The organism is Promicromonospora umidemergens (assembly GCF_024171995.1).
In the GTDB taxonomy this organism is placed as follows: Bacteria; Actinomycetota; Actinomycetes; order Actinomycetales; family Cellulomonadaceae; genus Promicromonospora; species Promicromonospora umidemergens.
In genome coordinates, this window is record NZ_JAMTCT010000017.1 from 65,906 (window position 1) to 85,389 (window position 19,484).

At 68.7% G+C, this 19,484-nt stretch carries 15 protein-coding genes; 10 read left to right on the forward strand and 5 right to left on the reverse strand.

Annotated features, from left to right (window positions below; genetic code table 11):
• Positions 1-217 precede the first annotated feature (217 nt).
• Both APR04_RS22225 and APR04_RS22230 read left to right on the forward strand, forming a co-directional pair.
• Entirely contained in the window at positions 218-3,598 is a 3,381-nt protein-coding gene (locus APR04_RS22225; protein WP_253874396.1) for a glycosyl hydrolase, read from the forward strand.
• 59 nt (positions 3,599-3,657) lie between these two features.
• Positions 3,658-7,032 carry a glycosyl hydrolase gene (locus tag APR04_RS22230; protein ID WP_253874399.1) on the forward strand — a complete coding sequence of 1,125 codons (3,375 nt, stop codon included), beginning with the start codon at positions 3,658-3,660 and terminating at the stop codon, positions 7,030-7,032.
• Between the two features lie 274 nt (positions 7,033-7,306).
• Here the strand turns inward: APR04_RS22230 and APR04_RS22235 are convergent, their stop codons facing one another.
• The 4 genes from APR04_RS22235 to APR04_RS22255 form a co-directional block, all read right to left on the reverse strand.
• Positions 7,307-9,667, reverse strand: coding sequence for an alpha/beta hydrolase-fold protein (locus APR04_RS22235; RefSeq protein ID WP_253874402.1), 2,361 nt, complete (start codon positions 9,665-9,667; stop codon positions 7,307-7,309).
• 126 nt (positions 9,668-9,793) lie between these two features.
• Positions 9,794-10,354 carry a hypothetical protein gene (locus APR04_RS22240; protein ID WP_253874404.1) on the reverse strand — a complete coding sequence of 187 codons (561 nt, stop codon included), beginning with the start codon at positions 10,352-10,354 and terminating at the stop codon, positions 9,794-9,796.
• An 86-nt stretch (positions 10,355-10,440) separates the two neighbouring features.
• A complete protein-coding gene (locus APR04_RS31125) occupies positions 10,441-11,379 on the reverse strand; it encodes a cold-shock protein (protein WP_308292387.1) in 939 nt (312 codons plus the stop codon).
• Positions 11,380-11,534: 155 nt separating this feature from the next.
• Positions 11,535-12,134 carry a TetR/AcrR family transcriptional regulator gene (locus tag APR04_RS22255; RefSeq protein ID WP_253874406.1) on the reverse strand — a complete coding sequence of 200 codons (600 nt, stop codon included), beginning with the start codon at positions 12,132-12,134 and terminating at the stop codon, positions 11,535-11,537.
• A gap of 65 nt (positions 12,135-12,199) precedes the next feature.
• Here APR04_RS22255 and APR04_RS22260 point away from each other — a divergent pair, with 65 nt between their 5' ends.
• From APR04_RS22260 to APR04_RS22295, 8 genes are all read left to right on the forward strand, one after another.
• Positions 12,200-13,126: an oxidoreductase gene (locus APR04_RS22260; RefSeq protein WP_253874408.1), complete on the forward strand. Its 927-nt coding sequence runs from the start codon at positions 12,200-12,202 to the stop codon at positions 13,124-13,126.
• Positions 13,123-13,602, forward strand: coding sequence for a nuclear transport factor 2 family protein (locus tag APR04_RS22265; RefSeq protein WP_253874410.1), 480 nt, complete (start codon positions 13,123-13,125; stop codon positions 13,600-13,602). The genes APR04_RS22260 and APR04_RS22265 overlap by 4 nt, the downstream gene beginning before the upstream one ends.
• A gap of 302 nt (positions 13,603-13,904) precedes the next feature.
• Positions 13,905-14,924 (forward strand): sugar phosphate isomerase/epimerase family protein, encoded by a 1,020-nt coding sequence (locus APR04_RS22270; RefSeq protein WP_253874412.1) that lies wholly within the window; start codon positions 13,905-13,907, stop codon positions 14,922-14,924.
• 600 nt (positions 14,925-15,524) lie between these two features.
• Entirely contained in the window at positions 15,525-15,845 is a 321-nt protein-coding gene (locus tag APR04_RS22275) for a hypothetical protein (RefSeq protein WP_253874414.1), read from the forward strand.
• The gene (locus APR04_RS22280; protein WP_253874416.1) at positions 15,842-16,123 is read left to right on the forward strand and encodes a hypothetical protein; all 282 of its coding nucleotides are present in this window, start codon (positions 15,842-15,844) and stop codon (positions 16,121-16,123) included. The genes APR04_RS22275 and APR04_RS22280 overlap by 4 nt, the downstream gene beginning before the upstream one ends.
• Positions 16,120-16,740, forward strand: coding sequence for a TetR/AcrR family transcriptional regulator (locus tag APR04_RS22285; protein ID WP_253874418.1), 621 nt, complete (start codon positions 16,120-16,122; stop codon positions 16,738-16,740). Before APR04_RS22280 ends, APR04_RS22285 begins: the two co-directional genes overlap by 4 nt.
• A 58-nt stretch (positions 16,741-16,798) precedes the next feature.
• Entirely contained in the window at positions 16,799-17,353 is a 555-nt protein-coding gene (locus tag APR04_RS22290; protein WP_253874420.1) for a PH-like domain-containing protein, read from the forward strand.
• Between the two features lie 123 nt (positions 17,354-17,476).
• Positions 17,477-18,409: a nucleoside hydrolase gene (locus tag APR04_RS22295; protein ID WP_253874421.1), complete on the forward strand. Its 933-nt coding sequence runs from the start codon at positions 17,477-17,479 to the stop codon at positions 18,407-18,409.
• On the opposite strand, the gene APR04_RS22300 is transcribed toward APR04_RS22295, so the two are convergent.
• Entirely contained in the window at positions 18,397-19,455 is a 1,059-nt protein-coding gene (locus tag APR04_RS22300) for a LacI family DNA-binding transcriptional regulator (protein ID WP_253874422.1), read from the reverse strand. The genes APR04_RS22295 and APR04_RS22300 overlap by 13 nt on opposite strands.
• Positions 19,456-19,484: the final 29 nt, after the last annotated feature.

Sequence of the window (19,484 nt, forward strand, 5' to 3'; positions counted from 1 at the left end):
AAGCCGATCATGCGACCGTCCGACAACGGCGTCGGGCGCGATCGTGGACGGGCGGCACGGTCGCCGCCACCCATGCCCTCGCGACGCGTCGACGATGCCGCCGACCGGGTCTGACGTCGACTGGCGGGCGACCGAGCGACTATCGGGCGACCAAGCAGGGCCAGAGCAACGAAGCCACCGGCCGCCCGGCTACGAACCATCACTCAAAGGAGAGCAGATGTTCAAGGAGACGCGCTGGCGCCGAGCCCTGATGACGGGGATCGTCGGCGTCGCCAGCACAGCACTCGTCGTAGCTGCATCAGGCACGAGCACCTCGGCCGCCACCGACCAGGCCGCCACCGACCCTCCCGCCACCGACCAGGTTGCCACCGCGACGGCTCCGCCCGCCGCAGCCTCCGCCTTCGCGGAGCGGCTCGAGCGCAGGTACGTCGACCCGGACCGTGCCTACAGCACCGACGTGCGGTGGTGGCTCGGGGACGCGTCGCACACCGACGAGACCCTGCTGGAAGAGATCCAGGCCCTCTACGACGCCGGGTTCCGCGGCGTCGAGCTGTGCATGCAGAACGACCCCGCTGCCGACGACGGCGACTACGCGTACGGCTCGCCGATGTGGGCACACAAGTGGAAGCTGATGATGCACACGCTCCTCGACCTGGACATGAGTGTCTATCTCACCTCCGGGACGAACTGGGCGACCGCGAACGTGCCCGGGCTGGACCCGACCAGCCAGGCGGCCATGCAGAACCTCACCATGGGCACCGGAACCGTGGAGGCGGGCGAGACCCTCGCGGCGCTGCCGACGCCGGGGGAGGACGTGCAGCACGACGGCGCGCGGCTTGTCACGGCCTATGCCTACCGAGTCGTCGAGGGTGACGCCGTCGACCCGGACAGCTTCATCGACCTGTCCGAGGCGGTCGTCCAGGGCGAGGACGCGTGGGAGCAGCGCCTGGACTGGACCTCGCCGGACGACGGGACCTACCGAGTCTTCGGCATCTGGACGCAGGGAACGTTCCAGACGTCCGAGCCGTCCGCGGAACCGGCGTACACGACCAACTACTTCGACGAACGGGGCGTCGAGGCGCTCAAGGAGTTCTGGGAGGAGAACTACCTCAGCGACCCGGAGCTTGCCGCGAAGATCAGGGAGGGTGACGTCCAGCTGTTCATGGACTCGCTGGAGATCCACCCGGGCGGCGGCAGCGAGTTCCAGGGCCCGATCTCCCACGCGGCCCAGTTCACGTTCTGGTCGGAAGACATGGCCGAGGAGTTCCGGGAGCGGAAGGGCTATGACATCACGCCCCACCTGTTCCTGATCCGTGGCATCAAGGCCAACGTCTACGACCCGTATCACTCGGTCGCGAAGACCGGGATCTACCGGCTCGACGGCGCGGAGGAGCGCCGCCAGAAGATCATCAACGACTTCCAGGACGTGCAGACCCAGCTCTATCGCGAACGCATGCTCCAGCCGCTGAAGGAGTGGCTGAGCTCGGTGGGCATCGAGACCCGGGCGCAGATCTCCTACGGCAAGCCCTTCGAGAGCTCCGAGCCGATCATGGACGTCGACTACCCCGAGGCGGAGAACTTCAACCAGTACAACCAGGTCGACATCTTCCGCCTCTGGTCGGGAGGCTCAAAGCTCGAGAACAAGGTGCTCTCGACGGAGACCGGCGCGCAGATGCCCGCCTACAACGGGACCGCGCAGAAGAACCTGCAGGACGCCTACTCCGCGTACGCGGCCGGCTTCCAGCGCGTCGTCTGGCACGTGTGGGCCGCCCAGTACGGGTACGGGAACCACGAGTGGCCCGGGTACGAGCCGTTCGGTCAGCTCCCGAACTACTTCCGCTACTTCGGGGGCCGGGACCCGGCGGCCGGCGACTACGACGAGCTCAATGCGCACCTGGGGCGCGTCCAGCAGCTGCTGCAGACGGGCAGGTCCCGCACCGACGTCGGCTTCGTCCACCAGAACTGGTTCCAGGGCGTGCGCTTCGGCGGCGGCACGGGGAGCGACAACTCCCAGATGAACTGGCAGCTCGCGCACCAGGGCGTCTACTACCGGTCGACGGAGCTGCAGGACAACGGGTACACCTACGACTACTTCAGCCCCGCCTTCCTCTTCGACGAGGACGTGTCCTTCGACAGGAGGACGAAGACGGTCGAGCAGGCGGGGTACAAGGCGGTCGTCCTGTACCAGGACCAGCTGGACCTCGATGCGGCGAAGCGAATCCTGAGCTGGGCGAGAAAGGGGCTGAAGGTCGTCGTCCTGGAGGACGCCGCGTCGCGGACCCCGTTCGCCGACGGCCAGGACGACAAGCTGCAACGGGTGATGGCGAGGCTGAAGGCACTGGACACCGTCCGGACCGCGCACGTCGAGGACATGCCGGCCGGTGGCTACTTCAGCAGCGATCCGGGCGGCTACGACGACGACGTCCTGGAGCAGCTGCAGGATCTGGGGGTGGAGCCGTACAGCGGGTTCACGGAGCCGAACCTGCAGCTCCTGACGCAGACGCGCCAGGACGACGAGGGCAACCAGCTCGTCTTCGCCTACAACTACGACAACGGGTCGTACCTTGACAGATCGCACAAGGAGAGCGTCCGGAACGCCGAGGTGGGCGACAGCATCCAGACCGACATCGTGCAGGACGGCGAGCTCGTGCCGTACCGGATCGACGCGTGGACGGGCGAGGTGACGGAGCTCGCCGACTACCGCTGGGAGGACGGCAAGACGATCGTGCCGGTTGACATCGCCTACAACAGCGTCGACCTGCTGGCCTTCGAGAAGGCTGACGACGAACGCCTCCACATCGCGAGCACGAACGCGAGCTCCGCACACGCGATCCCGGACGGCGTGGCCGTGCGCGCCGTCGAGAGCGGCGAGGTGAAGACGCGGCTCAGCACCGGCCGGACCCACAACGACAAGGTGACGGTACCTGCACCGTACGACATCCCCGGCTGGCACCTCACGGTCGATTCCTGGCGGCCGAACGCGGAACCGGGCGACCTCGTCCGGACGGAGACGATCGACGACGTCACGACCGAGAACCGCAAGACCTCGACCGACATCACACAGATCGAGGTGGAGCTCGACAGCCTCAAGACGTGGGAGCAGATTCCCGAGATCGGCAGGAAGGTCTCGGGGACCGGGCACTACGAGGCGACGTTCGACTGGGACGCAGGCACGGCCAGCGGCGCGTACCTCGATCTCGGCGACACCCTCCAGTCGACGATGGAGGTCTGGATCAACGGGGAGAAGGTCGGTGGTGACGTCTCGACCACCCCGACGAAGGTCGCGAAGGACGTCGGCGGGACCGTCGACGACGGCACCGGAAACAGGATCCCCCTCGAAGGAGCTGACCTGTACACCGGCGGCGTCAGCTGGACCGATCCGGTCGCTGACGTCAGCGACCACCTGGTCGACGGCGAGAACGAGATAGTCATCGAGTACAGCTCGGTGCTGTCGAACGTCCAGCTCGACCGTGGCGTCGTAGCACCCACGCAGAACAGTGGCGGCTGGTGGGGCTACGACGCCGAGTACCTGAGCTTCGGCCCGCAGCAGGCGACGCTGATCCCCTTCGTCGAGCTGGCGTACGGCGGCAGCTCGTAGTGCGCCGCGTGCTGAGACCGGATCACGCAGCGCACCGCCCTCTACGACGGGAGAACGAGATGTCACACAGGAACGCACAGGTGGTGAGGACGCGTGCCGGACGGTCGAGGAAGACGCTGGCGCTGCTTCCGATCGTTGCGCTGGCGCTGTCGGCGGGGGTGTCCCTCCCCGCGGCCGCTGGCGACGTGGCCGTGCCGCCGTCGGCGGTGACAGCAGCGGCGACGGGATCGGATTCCGGTTTCGCCAAGGAGCTGGAGAGCAGGTACATCGACCCCGACCGCGTCTACAGCACGGACGTGCGCTGGTGGCTGGGCGATGCCTCGCACACGGACGAGACCCTGCTGGAGGAGATCCAGGCGCTCTACGACGCGGGCTTCCGGGGCGTCGAGCTGTGCATGCAGGACGACGCAGCGGCCGACGACGCGGACTACGCCTACGGCACCGAGATGTGGGGCCACAAGTGGAACCTGATGATGAACAGGCTCCTCGACCTGGGAATGGGGGTGTATCTGACCTCGGGAACGAACTGGTCCACGTCCAACGTCCCCGGGCTGGACCCGACGAGCCAGGCGGCGATGCAGAACCTGACCCTCGGTACCGGCACCGTCGAGGCCGGCGGGACGCTGACGTCCCTGGTCGCGCCGGTCGAAGAGGATCGGCACGAGGGCGCCGCGTTCGTCTCCGCGTACGCGTACCGGGTCGTGGAGGGCAGGACGGTCGACCCGGAATCCTTCGTGGACCTATCGGAGCAGGTGACCCAGGGCGCTGACGTCTGGTCCCAGGAGCTCGACTGGACGCCGCCCGACGACGGGACGTACCGGGTGTTCGGCCTCTGGACGCAGGGCACCTTCCAGACCTCGACCCCGTCCGCCGAGCCCAGCTATGCGACCAACTACTTCGACGAGCGCGGGGTGGAGGCCCTGAAGACCTTCTGGGAGGAGCACTACCTCGCCGACCCCGCGCTCAGGGAGAAGATCCTGGACGGGGACGTCCAGCTGTTCATGGACTCGCTCGAGATGAGCACCGGGGACGGCTTCACCTGGTGGACCGAGGACATGGCCGAGCAGTTCCGCGAGCGCAAGGGGTACGACATCACGCCGTACCTGTTCCTGATCGAGGGTGTCGGCAACGAGTGGAGCAACCCGTACCACTCGGTGGCGACGGCCGGGACGTACAAGCTGGATGGTGCCGAGGACCAGCGCCAGCGGGTCATCAACGACTACCAGGACGTCCTGACCCAGCTGTACCGCGAGCGGATGCTGCAGCCGATGAAGACGTGGCTGAACTCCGTCGGCATCGAGACCCGGGCGCAGATCTCCTACGGTCAGCCGCTCGAGATGTCCGAGCCGTCGATGGACGTGGACTACCCCGAGACGGAGAACCGCAACCAGTACAACCAGGTGGACATGTTCCGCTACTGGACCGGTGGCGCGAAGCTGGAGAACAAGGTGCTCTCCAGCGAGACCACCGCGCTCGAGTTCGGTGCGAACGCCACGCAGCAGCTGCGTCTGCAGGACGCGTACTCGCAGTTCGCCTCCGGGATCCAGCGCACGGTCTGGCACATCTGGAGCGCCGGCTACGGGTACAGCGGCTACGACTGGCCCGGGTACGAGGCCAGCCGCTTCAGAGGGTTCGCGCTGATGGCGGACCGCTTCCCCGCCTCAGAGACCTATGACGAGCTCAACGCGCACCTCGGTCGCGTGCAGCAGCTGATGCAGACGGGCGAGTCGCGCACGGACGTCGGATTCGTCCAGCAGAAGTTCGTGCACGGCATGGCGTACGGCGGGGGTACCGGTGACGACAACCGGGCCATGAACTGGCAGCTCGCGCACCAGGGGCTGCAGTACCGGTCGACCGAGCTCCAGGACAACGGGTACACGTACGACTACTTCAGCCCCGATTTCCTGTTCGACGACGACGTGTCCTTCGACAAGAAGACGCAGACGATCGAGAAGGCCGGGTACAAGGCCGTCGTGCTGTACCAGGACTGGCTGGATGTCGACGGCGCCAAGCGGATCCTGGACTGGGCGCGGAAGGGTCTGGAGGTCGTCGTCCTGGAGGACGCAGGGTCGCGGACCCCGTTCAACGACGACCGTGACGGCAAGCTGCGCCGTGTGATGGACAAGCTGAAGGGACTGGACACCGTCCGGACCGCCTCCGTCGCGGACCTGCCCGACGGCGGCTACTTCAGCACGGATCCCGGCGGTTACGACGACAACGTCCTGGAACAGCTCCAGGACCTCGGGGTGGAGCCGTACAGCGGCTTCTCGGAGCCGAACCTGCAGCTGCTCACGCAGACGCGCCAGGACGACGACGGCAACCAGTACCTGTACGCCTACAACTACGACGACGGCTCCTACGCCCACAACTCGCACAAGGAGAGCGTCCGGAACGCCGAGATCGGCACGAGCATCCAGACCGACATCGTGCAGGACGGGCTGTTCGTCCCGCACTCGATCGACGCGTGGACGGGCGAGGTGACCGAGCTCGCCGACTACCGGTGGGAGAACGGCAGGACGATCGTCCCGATCGACCTGGACTACAACGACATCAGGCTGCTGGCGTTCGAGAAGGTCGACGACGAGCGGTTGCACGTCGAGGCGACGAACGCCGACTCGGCCCGCGCGGTCTCCGACGGGGTCGTGGTCCGGGCCACGCAGAGCGGAGAGGTCACGACCGAGCTGAGCAGCGGCGCGTCCTTCGAGGACGCGGTCGAGGTGCCGGCCGCGTACGACATCAGCGACTGGGACCTGACGGTGAGGTCGTGGCGGCCGAACGAGGAGTCCGGCGACCTCGTCCGCACCGAGACGATCGGCGGACTGACGACGACGAACCGGAAGACCTCGACGGACATCACCCCGATCGACGTGGAGCTCGACACCTTGGCGACCTGGGACAAGATCCCCGAGGTCGGGAAGGCGGTGTCGGGGACCGGGCACTACGAGGCCACGTTCGAGTGGGACGCGGACGCCGCCAGCGGTGCCTATCTCGACCTCGGGGACACGCTCGAGTCGAGCATGGAGGTCTGGATCAACGGCCGAAAGGTCGGCGGCGACGTCTCCACGAACCCGACCAAGGCCACCCGGGACGTCGGCGGCGTCGACGGCCCGACCATCGACGACGGGACCGGCCGGCAGGTGCCTCTGGTCGGCGAGGAGCTCTACACCGGCGGCGTCAGCTGGATGCGGCCGCGCGCGGACGTGAGCGAGTACCTCGTGGACGGCGAGAACGAGATCGTCATCGACTACTACTCCGCGCTGTCGAACGTACAGCTCGACCGCGGAGCGGCGCGTGTCACGAAGAACGCCAGCGGCTGGTGGGGATACGACATCGACTACCTGAGCTTCGGCCCGCGGCAGGCGAAGATCGTCCCCTTCGTGGAGGTCCAGTACGACGACACCTCCCCTGAGCAGGAGGCCTCCGACCGGTCCTGAGCCGCGCCCTAGTTGAAAGTGCAACGGCGTGGAGCCGGACCGGGACCTCGGATGGTTCCAGTTCACCGACCCCGACGAGCTCGCCTCGTAGGCTCACCGAGCCGGCTGAACGCCCTGTCGCCCCCGACGAACCGGGACGCCAGGGCGTTCGGCTCACCCCAGGACGTCACCTCGCGGGGAGGCGGCGGTCCGGAGGGGGCACGGCCCACCAGGAGCGGCGGTGCGCCGACGGGGTGGACCCGCCGACCGCACCATGCTCGGCGCCCCCGCGCCGCTATGCGTCGGCACCCTCCGTGAACAGTCGGGGGAGGAAGTCGATGAGCGACTTCTGCCAGACGTCCCAGCTGTGCGGACCCGGGACGATGGGCGCGAACTCGTGGTTCACCCCGCGGCTCTCCATGGCCGCGATCAGCTGCATCGTCGCGCCGAAGGTGAAGTCCTGCACGTCACCCGAGTAGACGCGCAGCAGCTGCGTGCCCTCGTTGATGGCCTCGACGTCCGCGTTGGCCGGCGGCGCACCGAACGCCGACATGGCGCCGATGTAGCCGAACTCGCCCGGGTGTGCCCAGAGCGTGCTGAGCGTGTGGCCCGAGCCCATCGAGAGGCCCGCCAGAGCGCGCTGGTCACCCTGGGAGCTGACGTTGAACTGTTCCTCGGCGGACGGCGCGATGCGCGTCGTGATCTCCGTGGGGAAGTCCACGCCGTTTCCGTTGGCCATGACGACCACCATCGGCACGATGTTGCCCCGCAGGTAGTGGTTGTCGAGGATGCGTTGGACGTATCCCACCTCGACCCAGTCGCTCCACGTCTGCCCGCCACCGTGCTGCAGGTAGAAGACCGGGTACTCCTCGGCACGGTCCGCGTCATAGTCCGGGGGCGTCCACACGTTCGCCGAGCGCTGCTCGCCGCCGCCTGCGGTGCTCGGGTAGGTCATGACGCTGACCTCGCCGCGTGCCTCGGCCGGCACCTCCGCGGTGTACTGACCGCGGATCGTGTCGCCCTCGGCGGTGAAGGTGCTCCACATCGGCTCCGAGAGCACCGTCGTGGGGTTGTCGGCGTCCTTGTGGTCGACGCCGTCGACCACGAACTTGTAGTAGTAGGAGCCGCCCTCGACGGCCAGCGAGAGCCGCCAGGAACCGTCGTCCTGCTTGACCATGTGGGTGCGCGGCCAGCTTCCGGCCGGGCCGAAGTTGCCCCAGACGGTGATGTTGTTCGCATCGGCAAGCTCCGGGCCGAGCTCGAAGGTGACGACGCTGTTCTCGTCGACCCACGGCGTCGGGGTCGTGCCCGGCGCCGGCAGCTCGTGCTGCACGAACGGCAGGTGTCCCTCGCTCGGTCCCTCGTCGTCGACCTCCTGGAAGATGCGTCCAGCGAAGTCGTGCAGGTTCTTCTGCCACGTGTCCCACGTGCCGCCCGTCACGGGGTCCGACCCGTCGGGCTGGAACTCCACGCCCGCGTTCGTCAGCGTGTCGGCCAGCGCGACCGTGTCGTTGTACGCGGGGTCGGTGACGTTACCCGCGTACAGGCGGATGACGTCGGTCGAGCCGTTGATCTGCTTGGCCTTGCCCCGCGAGAGCGCCTTGTCGTAGCCGCCCGAGAACGAGCCGACGCCTCCGAACTCTCGCGGCTTGGCGACCAAGGCGCTCAGGGCCAGCTCGCCACCGCGGCCGATTCCGGCGATCGCGCGGCCCGACCCCTCGTCGGAGACGTTGAACGCACGCTCGACGGCGGGCAGCAGCTCCTTCGTCACGCCGGCGGGGCTCGGTGCGTCGGCGTCTCCCATGACGACCACCATCGGCTCGGCGTCCCCGTCGAGCGTGAGGTTGTCCATGATCTGGCCGAGCCGGCCCAGCTCCACCCACTCGCGGTGGCTCTGCCCCTCGTCCTGCAGCAGGTACAGCACCGGGTACTGCTCTGCGCGTTCCGCGTCGTAGTCCGGTGGCGTCCAGACGAGCGCTTCCTTCTCGTGCTTCGGTCCCTTGCCGTACTCGACCGTCTCGAGGTCGCCGCCGCCGGCCACGTCGTCGAGCCACTCCGCACCCGGTCCGGGGACGAACATGGTGCTGTAGGTGGGCTTCGACGTCACTTCCTGGGGCGCGTCGGGGTTGCGGAAGCCGACCGCGTCCTGGTTCGTAGCGGGGCGCGCGGCGTACTGGTAGTAGTACAGACCGGGCTCGAGGGGTCCGAGCGTGGCGGTCAGGTTCGACCCGCTGGTCCCCATGTTGAGGTCGGTCCAGGCCTTGCCCGGGCCGAAGTTCCCCTGCACCGCGACGGGGCCGTCCCCGATGCCGGTCGCCTCGGTCACCGCTGCGCGGGGCACCGTGAAGCGGTAGACATCCGAGATCGGGTTGTTCGGCACCTCGCTCACCCAGGGGTCAGCGCTGACCGCTTGCGCGGCAGCGGACGGCGCGACGAGCAACGCCCCCGTCACCACCGCGGTCGCGGCCGCAGCCGCGAGCGTTTGTCGTCCTCGTCGGATCGTGTGGGCCGGCCTTGCCTGAGATTCCATCCCCGTTGGCTTGCCTCTTGCAGGGCTCGCCTGAGCGACGGGTGCCAGGCCTGCGAGGACGGCGAACGTGGCCGAGGCGACTGCTTCCTGGCCGAGGTGAGCGGCGGTGCGGAACCTTCGAGTCATCTGCGTGCTCCTTTGCACGAGTGCGATCCGGTCGGGCTGGACTTTAACGTTAAAGTTGAGGCGCGACAAGGCCTCCTCGTCACCAGGCGCGACGTCGGGTTCCAGAGACTGATGGACCTGGCACTCCTACGAGGAATAGTCGCTCTCGTCGTACTGGTCGAGGGACAGCAGCCGGCGGATCGCGTCCGCAGCGGCCTGATCGTCGTGCTCCAGCGCGGCCAGCACTGCGGTGACCATGTCCTCGGACGTCGCCGCGATGGTAGCCGCCTCCCACGACGGAACCGCCTGCTTACCCGCGTCGGCCAGGCTCAGGGCGTGCCGCTCGACCTTGGCCGGCCACCGCGCTCCGCGCAGCACCTTCATCTCCGCGCGCAGCGCTGCCAAGGTCGCTGTCGCGTGCTCCCGCTGGACATCGACGGGTTGCCCCGTGTTGATCGCCGTCTCCAGCTCCTCGAGCGCCTCGTTGTACGGGCGGACGATCTCCAGGTAGCGGACGGCGGCCTCCTCGGCACCGAGACGCGGCGGCTCCGACGGCGGCGCGGAGGCCGGACCGGACGTCTGAGGCGTCGGCGTGGCCGGTTCCGCCGTCTGAGCCGTCGGCGCGGCCGGTTCCGCCGCGCCGTCCGCGGTGCTTGCGCACCCGCTCGCGAGCAGCAGGACCAAGGAGGTGGTGATCAGGCGGCGCATCATGCTCCATCAAAAAAGGGGCAGGCAGGACACCGAAACCTAGCGCAAACCGGCGTCACCGTGGCCCGGGACCGGGCCCCGCCGGCTCACACCAGCTCGACACCGTCGGCCTGCGGCCCCCGGTCACTCTGACGCACCTTGAAGCGGACCCGGTCACCCTCCTCCAGGAACTCGGTGCCCCGCACGACCGAAACGTGGACGAACAGGTCCGCGCCCCCGGCGTCGGGGGTGATGAAGCCGAAACCGCGCTCCGTGTCGTAGCGCGCGACGGTGCCCTCACCTCCGCGCACAGGCCCGCCGGATGCCGCGGGACGGCCCGATCGGCCGCGGTCCGTGGCCGCGCGAGCAGTCCCGGAGCCGCGCACGAGCTGCACGTTGCGGGCATTCGGCCCCTTGTCGCCGTCGACGACGTCGTACGTCACGCGTGCACCCTCGGAGAGCTCGGTCAACCCGGAGCCGAGCGCACGGACGTGGACGAAGACGTCCTCGCCACCCGAGTCGGGAGCGACGAACCCGAAGCCCTTGGTGTCGTCGTACCAGGACACCGTGCCGTCGGCGCCGTCCGCGCCGGTGGATGCGGACTTCGCAGCCTCCGCCCCGAGCGGTAGCAGATGGTCCGCCTGCAGGCCCTTCTCCCCGTCGACGACGAGGAACGCCACCCGCTGCCCCTGCGAGATCACACCGCCCCCGACGATGGCCGAGCTGTGCACGAAGATCTCGCCGCGACCGTCGTCGGGCGTGACGAAGCCGTATCCCTTGGCCGGCTCGTACCAGGTGACGGTGCCGAGCACGCCAACGGGCGCGTCAGCGGCCCGGTCGCCCGTGACACGGACGCGGCGCGCCTGCGGGCCACGCTCACCCTCGCCCACCTCGAACTCGACGGCCTGCCCCTCGCGGAGTAGCTTCGGTCCGTCGTCGCCGACGACCTCGGACGCATGCACGAACAGGTCCTCGGCCTCGTTCCCGAGGTCGATGAAGCCGAACCCTCGGTCGGCGTCGAACCATCGGACAGTTCCCTCGGGCACCTAAGACTCCTCATCTCGCAGACATTGCTGTCTTCCAGTGTCCCTGACAGAACCACAGACGGGTGCGTCCAGCCGTTTCCGGCGTAGCACTCGGCTTGCATCCGCACTTTCCGTAGGGCGCGCCTGTGGCGCGTGAACCGGGGCGCGCCGCGGCTTCACGGAGCGGTTCCCCGGAGGAACTGGTCGACCGCGATCTCGATGAGCTCTTCCAGCCGTTCGGCGTCGATCAGCCCGTTGTTGACCAGCGTGGCGAGGCCGTTGATCGTCGCGTACAGGATGATGCCGATCTCCTCGATCGATCCGACCCGGAGGAGTCGCCGCTCCTGTCCTTCGCGGAGCAGGTCGACGAGCGGCTCGAACGCGACCTCGGCCGAGCGAGGCACACCTGTCCCTTCCGGCCGGTGCTTGGCCGCGTTCATCAGCTCCAGCAGGGCACGGTTCTCCATCGCGAAGTGAGCGAATGCCGATGTCGCCCGCTGGACGCGGGCGGCGAAGTCCGGGTCGCCGCTGGTGACGGCACGGCGGATTCGCTCGCCCAGGCGGACGTACCCGTTCTCCGCGAGCGCGTCGAGCAGGTCCTGGCGTTCGGGGAAGTGTCGTCGGGGCGCGCCATGGCTGACGCCCACCTCCCGGGCGAGATCGCGCAGCGACAGCTGCGCTGGGCCGTGGCTGCGCAGGCTGTGCTCGGCGGCTTCGAGGAGTGCGGCGCGAAGATCGCCGTGGTGGTAGCGGCGCTGCTCGGTCTGCTCGCTCATGGGATTCATCGTAGGTGGACATGTAGGCATTGACAACACAAGTAGGCGATGCCTACATTCGTGTCGTGACCTCATTCACCGCAACAGACATCCCGTCACAGGACGGCCGCACGATCGTCGTCACCGGAGCCAACGGTGGGATAGGTCGCGTCACCGCTTCCGTGCTCGCCGAGAAGGGGGCGCGTGTCGTCCTCGCGGTCCGCGACGTGGACAAAGGCCTGGCCGCGGCTGCGACGATGGCCGGCAGCCTCGAGGTGCGCCGTCTCGACCTGGCGGACCTGTCGTCGGTCCGCGAGTTCGCGGGGTCCTTCACGGAGCCCATCGACGTGCTGATCAACAACGCCGGCATCTCGATCCCACCGCTGACGCGGACCGTGGACGGGTTCGAGTCCCAGCTCGGGACGAACCACCTCGGCCACTTCGCGCTGACGAACCTGCTGCTTCCGCAGGTGAGCGGCCGGATCGTCACGGTCGGGTCGCTCGTGCACCTCGTCGGCCGGATCGACTTCGCCGACCTCAACTGGACCGACCGGAAGTACCGCCCCTACGGCGCGTACGGACAGTCGAAGCTCGCCAACCACCTTTCGGCCCACGAGCTGCAGCGCCGACTGACAGCTGCCGGCTCGTCGGTCATCTCGGTGGTGGCGCACCCGGGCATCGCGACGACGAACCTCATGGACGTCGAGGGCCGCGGCCTCCGGCATCGGATCGAGAAGTTCTTCGTCCAGTCGGTCGCCCACGCGGCCGAGGCGGGTGCGCTTCCGAGCCTCTACGCAGCGACCGCCGACGTCGCCGGCGACAGCTACATCGGCCCGAGCCGGATGATGGGTATGCGCGGTGCTCCTGCACCGGCCAAGCGTGCGGCGAAGACGAAGAACGCCGGGGACGCGGGGCGCTTGTGGGAGGAGTCCGAGAGGCTCACCGGCACTACTTTCCCGCTTGGGCGCATCCCATACCGACCAGTGATCGCAACGGAAGGAACATCCTCATGACCCTCGACACCGACCGCGCCGACATCATCGAGCTCTTCGGCCGATACGCCGACATCGCGGACACGAAGAACTTCGACGACCTCCCGCCCCTTGTCCACGCCGACCCCTTCACCATGGACTTCGAGTCCGTGACCGGGATGGCACCGCTGCAGACGTCGCTCGACGAGTACGTCGCGGCGCTGAGCGGCGCCTTCACGCCGTTCGTCGCCACCCACCACAGCATCTCCGGCCACGTCGTCACCGTCGACGGCGACCGCGCCACCGCCCACGCCCACGTCCGCGCCGAGCACTGGGTGCCGGACGACGTCGCAGCAGGTGGCCCGAACCGGTGGCTGGTCGTCGGCTTCTACGACAACGAGGCAGTGCGCACCGAGCACGGCTGGCGGTTCAGCAAGGTCAAGCTCACCGCCGCCTACCAGGAGAACACGCACCTCCTCGCCGGAGCGGCCTCCGACGAGTTGGCGGAGCAGCGCTGACGCGAACCATGCCCCCTGTCCACCCTGTCCACCCTGTCCACCCTGTCCACCCTGTCCACCCTGTCCACCCTGTCCACCCTGGCGGACATCGCGGGCACCGGGGTTCAGGCGGTCAGGTCGCATCTTTTGCGCTCTGTTTGTTATAAGTTCGATGGACTCGTATCGTTCCGAGTGCTTCGGCCCGTCGGCTCACACCCAGAGCGCGCAGGTGGTCGGGGTTGGAGCGGGCCGAGGCGACGACGCCTTCGAGCCGGCTCCTTCACAGAACCGGCCGTAGTCTGGCCTCGTGCAGAGGAGCACACGTGGAGAACACATCGAAGTTGAGTCGGCGCACGCTCTTGACGGCGGGTGCTGCCGCAGCAGGGGTGCTCGCGTCTGCGGGCCCCGCCTCCGCCGGCACCCTCGAGGGAGCCGTAGCCTCCCGGCGCCGAGGAAACGGATTCGGCATCCCCGAGGAGTCCATCGGGATGCAGATCTTCACCATGCGGAGTCTCGTCAGCTCTACCCTCGGGCTCGAGGGAGCGCTCGAGATCGCCGCGGACGCGGGCGTGAAGCAGGCCGAGCTGGCCGGCAGCTTCTACGACCGGTCGCCCGCTGAGCTGCAGCAGATCTTCCGATCCTTCGACATCAAGATCGCGAGCAACCACTTCGGCCCGCGCGGAGGGAGCGAGGTGCTGCCGTGGGCAACGCCGGAGGGCCGGTCCGAGATCTACCGCGATGCCGAAGCTCTGGGGTTCCCGCTGGTCGGGACCGGCAGCCTGGGCGGAATCATCGCCCCGGACAACCACACCCGAGATGAGTACCTGCGAGCAGCAGAACTCTTCAACCAGTGGGGCAGGGACGCGAAGCGCAACGGCATGGCCGGGTTCTTCTTCCACAACCACGACAGCGAGTTCGCGCTGGACGGTCAGGGAACGCCGCTCTTCGACATCTTCATCGAGAACACCGACCCCGAGTACGTGTTCTTCGAGCTGGACCTCGGCTGGGTCGCGGTGTCGGGCCAGGACCCGAAGAAGTACGTCCAGAGGTACCAGAGCCGCATCCCGTACTTCCACGTCAAGGACGTCAAGTGGGACCCGGCCGGCAACCGCAGCGCTGCCGCAGGCACCGTCAACGCCGGCCGGAGCTTCCGGTTCACGGATGTCGGCAAGGGCGACATCGACTGGGCGGACGTCCTGTCTCCGATCAGGAACTGGGGCAAGCACCGGTTCTTCCTGGAGCACGACGACGCTGGTGACCTTGCCCTCAACCCCGCGGGTTCGGCGAACACCATCTGGCGTGGCTGCTCGCACCTCCAAGAACTTCCGCGTCGTCGGCGCTGACGCGCGCGAGGTGCCTGAACCCACCTGACACCGCGACACCCTTCCTGGACCCCGCGAGGCGTGGTCCCGGGAGGGTGTCGCGTTGTCGGTGCTGCCCGCCCGCAGTCCGCCGTCCAGCGTGCGGCTGGAGGCTATCGGGCGCGGTCGAACAGCTTCAGCACGCTCTCGGTCACGACACCCAGAACGGTGTGGGCGACCAGCCCTCGAACGTGCGCCTGCCACGGCGGCGCTGGGCTGCTCTGCCGGTACCTGCATTCCGGTCACCTCACCGGCCTGCGCGACCATCGCGTGTGCTACGTCACGGCCACCCGGTCGCACGGTGCTCCTGCGCAAGCGCCGAGGGGTCTTCCCGGTCGTACATGAACCAACCGAGACGGTCCATCACCCAGATCCCGGCGGCTCCAGCGACTGCGCCCAACACCATGTCGGCCGCAACCGGTCGCGGTGGACGCGAGGTGCGGACACGTGTTGCGTCCTGGGGCTGCCTGCACCGGGGTACAGCAGACTGCAGATCTCCCGCCGACGGTCGTGGGTGAGCGCAGCCGGACGTGGCACCATGATAGGTTTCATGACGACGCGTCGTCATGATGGGAGTGCGTTGTGAGTGCAGCGACAAGTGAAGTGGTCTCGACCCGGCCCGCGCGGCTGAGTGGAGTGCGGAACGTCGGTATCCGGGGTGTGCGGGCTGCGGCATGGACCGTGATCGGCGCGGCGTGTGCCCAGATCGTGACCGCAGGCTTCAGCCTGTTCGCCTTGGAACGGCTGCCGCTCGGAGAAGCCTCCAGCCTGGATCCCCACCGGCTGCTGGGGTACGTCTCCGAGACCATCGGTGTGATCCTCGTGCTCCTGCTCATCGTCGGACGCCCGACGCGGCGTGCTGTGGGCGCCGGGCCGGACCCGGACGTCGGGTCGAGCCGATGAGCCTGGCCGCCGGAATCGGACCGACAGTCGGCGGGGACGGGGAGCGCGGTGTGTTCGGCGCGGTCCAGGAGCAGATAGCACTGCTGGTAGGGGAGGAACTGCGCCGGCTGGACCGCCGCACGAGCCTCACGCCGACCGAGCGCGCGGAGGTAGCTGTCGTGCTGCACCGGCTCATCATCCGGTTGGCCCTGCCGACACTCGTCGCACGGAAGCGCGATCCGCGTGTGACAGCCGATCTGCTCGGTCTGTCCCCTAGCGCCGGAGAGGGCGCCGCATGAGCCCGAAGCTGACTGGGGGAGCCACTCTCGCGGAGCACAAGGCCGCCACGCGCGAGGCGATGATCGACGCGTTCGCCGTCCTGCTACGTGAGGTGGGCTGGCAGGACCTGAAGCTGCAGGAGGTAGCCCGCTCCGTGGGGGTGGCCCGCACGGCGGTGTACAACTACTTTCCCGACCGGACCGCCTTGCTGCTGGCCTGGTCCGAGCGGGAGATGGCGCGCTTCATGGAGCTCGCCGAGCGAGAGCTCTCCGACCGCAGCGATCCTGTCGACCGCCTGCAAATCCTGGCCAAGCTGGTGCTGACGGAGTTCTCCTTGCAGCGTGGCGCGGGCGCCTCGGTGGCGGCGACGCTGCCACCCGGGGACCGTGCGGCGTTCTTCGAGCACGTAGCTCCGCTCGCCGCGCTCGTCGAGGACCTGCTGGTGCACGGCATGGACGAGGGCGTGTTCGCCCGGGCCGACCCGGCCGTGACCGGGCAGTTCATCATGGCGTGCCTGGAGACCCGGCGCACCGCTCTGCTGGCCGGCGAGAAGGTTCACACGGCCGTCGAGCAGGCGGTGCCGTTCGTGATGCGCGCGCTCGGCGCACCCGAGGACCGCTGGGCGGCTGGCACGTGAGCTCCGCCGTGCAGTCCTTCTGTCCGATCCATGAAGCAGTCCCTGAAGGAGTCACCGGATGAAGTTCCTGGCTGTTGCGCTGCTGGTCGCCCTGGCGATCTTTCTGGTGCGCTACGTCGCTCGCGTCGGCCCCCGTCGGCTCGCGCAGCGCACCACCGACGTCGTGCCGGTCCCACCCCCGGTCCCCGGGTCCGGCCTGGCCGCCGACGGTGTCGCGGGCGAGGCCGGGCCGGCACTGCTCGGCCCCTTCGAAGCCGTCTACGTCTCCAGCACCCTGCACGGCGACTGGCTCGCCCGCGTCAGCGCGCACGGCCTGGGGGACCGGTCCAGTGCTCGGGTGTCCGTCCATGACAGCGGCGTCCTGGTCGAGCGCCAAGGTGCCAAGGACCTGTGGCTTCCCGTGGACGCGATCCGCGGCGCCGGTCTGGCGCCGGGCATGGCGGGCAAGTACGTAGGCGCCGACGGTCTCGCCGTCATCACCTGGGCCGTCCCCGAAGCGGGTGGCGTACCGGAGGCCGTGGTCGACACCGGCCTGCGCACCCGTCGCGCGCGGGACCGCGGCGACCTCGTGGACGTCGTCCAGAAGCTGTACACCGCCCGGCGGTCCCGGTAACGAAGCACCCCCGGGTCTCCTCGCCTTGGCGACCCGGGGGAGGGCAGGAAGAGTTGACTCGCCCGGCGGCGGAGTGCAATCGTTTACGCAAAGCACGCCCCGAACCGCCTGCAAAGGAGCATCATGCCTACCCCGATCATCCTCGACTGCGACCCTGGCCACGACGACGTCTTCGCCCTCTGGCTCGCCGCAGGAAACCCGTCGATCGACCTGCGCGGCGTCACTACCGTGAGCGGTAACGGGCACCTGGAGCACACGACGCGCAACGCGCGGGTGGCTCTGACCGTCGCCGGAGTCGACGGCGTTCCCGTCGCGGCCGGGGCGGACGCTCCCTTGAAGCGGGCGCTGACGCCGGCCACCTGGATCCACGGCGAGAACGCCCTCGGCGGCCCGGAGCTGCCGGAGCCGACGGTCCCGCTCGACCCGCGCGGCGCCGTCGAGCTCATGGCGGACATCCTCGAGGCGTCAGCTGAGGCGGTGACCCTCATCCCCACCGGGCCGCTGACGAACGTGGCCCTGCTCCTCGACCAGAAGCCCGAGCTCCGCGAGAAGATCAAGGAGATCATCTGGATGGGTGGATCGACCGGGCGCGGCAACGTGGGCGCCTACCCGGAGTTCAACGCCTGGGTCGATCCTGAGGCCGCGGACATCGTCCTCCGGTCCGGTCTGCCGATCACTATGGTCGGGCTGAACATCTCCCACCAGGCACTCATCACCGAGTCGGTCATCCAGCGGATCGCGGGGATCGGCAACCGGACGAGCGAGTTCGGCGTCGAGCTGCTCAGGTTCTTCTGCGGCACCTACGACGCCGTCGAGGGGATGCCGGAAGGGCCGTTGCACGACCCGATCACCGTGGCGATCGCGATCGACCGAGCGGTGGCGTCCGTCCAGCGCTGCCACGTCGACGTGGAGACGTCGGGCGAGTTCACCTCGGGGGCGACCTGCGTGGACCTGCACGACATGCTCGGCAAGGAGCCGAACGTGGACGTCGCGATCACGCTCGACGTCGACCGCTTCTGGCACCTGGTGTCGGACGCCGTCGCTCAGCTCGCCTGAGCGTCGTCCCCTGCGGGGGCCGGTGTGTCGGGCGGCGCCAGAGGGCGTGCCGTGGACATCGACTCCCGCAGAGCCGGCGCGAGCCGGCTGTAGATGGCCGGCGCGTCGCGCTGCTTGGTGCGGCGCAGGAGCGCGCGCACCGCCTCGGCGGCGATCTGGTCGAACGGCTGCACCACGGTGGTCAACGCCGGGTCGCAGATGTCCGCGAGCATCGTGCCGTCGAAGCCCGTCACCATGACGTCCCGCGGTACCACGACGCCGTGGCGCTTGAGCCCGGTGATCAACCCGGTGGCGATCAGGTCGTCCCCGGCGACGATCGCGTCCGGCAGAGGGCGGCTGCGAGCGATCGTGCCAGCGGCGGACAGCCCGAACTCGAGGGTGAACCGGTCGAGGATCGGCTCGAGCACGGGCAGCCCTCGTCGCGCGATCTCCCGGTCGAACGCCGCCCGCCGCTCTCGCCCCGCGGACGTGGTGTCGTCGGAGGCGACCAGGACGATCTCGGTGGCCCCCCGTTCGCCGAGGTGGTTGACCAGCAGTGCGATCCCTCGCTCGTTGTCGACGCCCACGAAGTCGGTCGGCGCTTCCTCGACGCGGCGGTCGAGCTGGACCAGGGGGACGTCGTCAGCAGCCTCGGCCACGGCGTCGAGCGAGGCGGACGCGTCGGACGGGACGATGACGATCCCCTCGACGCGCCGCTGGACGAGCATGCGCAGGCGTTCGCGTTCTCGGGCGACGTCACCGTGGGAGTCCGCGATGATCAGCTCGAGGGAGTGCTCGCGCAGCTGCTCTTCCAGGCTGTGGACGAGCTGGCCGTAGAAGGGGTTGCTGATCACGGGCACGATCACGCCGACGGCGCCGTCGGTTCCCTCTCGCAGGGCGCGGCCAAAGACGTTGACGCGGTAGCCCAGCCGCTCGGCGACCCGCGAGACGTGCGCGGTGGTCGCCTTCGACACGCGGTTCTTGCCCGTCAACGCCCGTGACGCTGTCGCGATAGAGACGCCAGCGGCGTCGGCGACGTCCCGGAGGGTGACGGTGTCTCGCGCCATGTTCTTCCCCCACATGGTCGACGTCGGCA

Excerpts from the sequence above, each read along its gene's own strand:
- APR04_RS22285 (WP_253874418.1), top strand. The coding sequence starts at position 16,120 with ATGAGCCCGAAGCTGACTGGGGGAGCCACTCTCGCGGAGCACAAGGCC.
- APR04_RS22235 (WP_253874402.1), bottom strand. The coding sequence starts at position 9,667 with ATGACTCGAAGGTTCCGCACCGCCGCTCACCTCGGCCAGGAAGCAGTC.
- APR04_RS22280 (WP_253874416.1), top strand. The coding sequence starts at position 15,842 with ATGAGCCTGGCCGCCGGAATCGGACCGACAGTCGGCGGGGACGGGGAG.
- APR04_RS22295 (WP_253874421.1), top strand. The coding sequence starts at position 17,477 with ATGCCTACCCCGATCATCCTCGACTGCGACCCTGGCCACGACGACGTC.
- APR04_RS22265 (WP_253874410.1), top strand. The coding sequence starts at position 13,123 with ATGACCCTCGACACCGACCGCGCCGACATCATCGAGCTCTTCGGCCGA.
- APR04_RS22240 (WP_253874404.1), bottom strand. The coding sequence starts at position 10,354 with ATGCGCCGCCTGATCACCACCTCCTTGGTCCTGCTGCTCGCGAGCGGG.
- APR04_RS22230 (WP_253874399.1), top strand. The coding sequence starts at position 3,658 with ATGTCACACAGGAACGCACAGGTGGTGAGGACGCGTGCCGGACGGTCG.
- APR04_RS22300 (WP_253874422.1), bottom strand. The coding sequence starts at position 19,455 with ATGGCGCGAGACACCGTCACCCTCCGGGACGTCGCCGACGCCGCTGGC.
- APR04_RS22290 (WP_253874420.1), top strand. The coding sequence starts at position 16,799 with ATGAAGTTCCTGGCTGTTGCGCTGCTGGTCGCCCTGGCGATCTTTCTG.
- APR04_RS22225 (WP_253874396.1), top strand. The coding sequence starts at position 218 with ATGTTCAAGGAGACGCGCTGGCGCCGAGCCCTGATGACGGGGATCGTC.
- APR04_RS22255 (WP_253874406.1), bottom strand. The coding sequence starts at position 12,134 with ATGAGCGAGCAGACCGAGCAGCGCCGCTACCACCACGGCGATCTTCGC.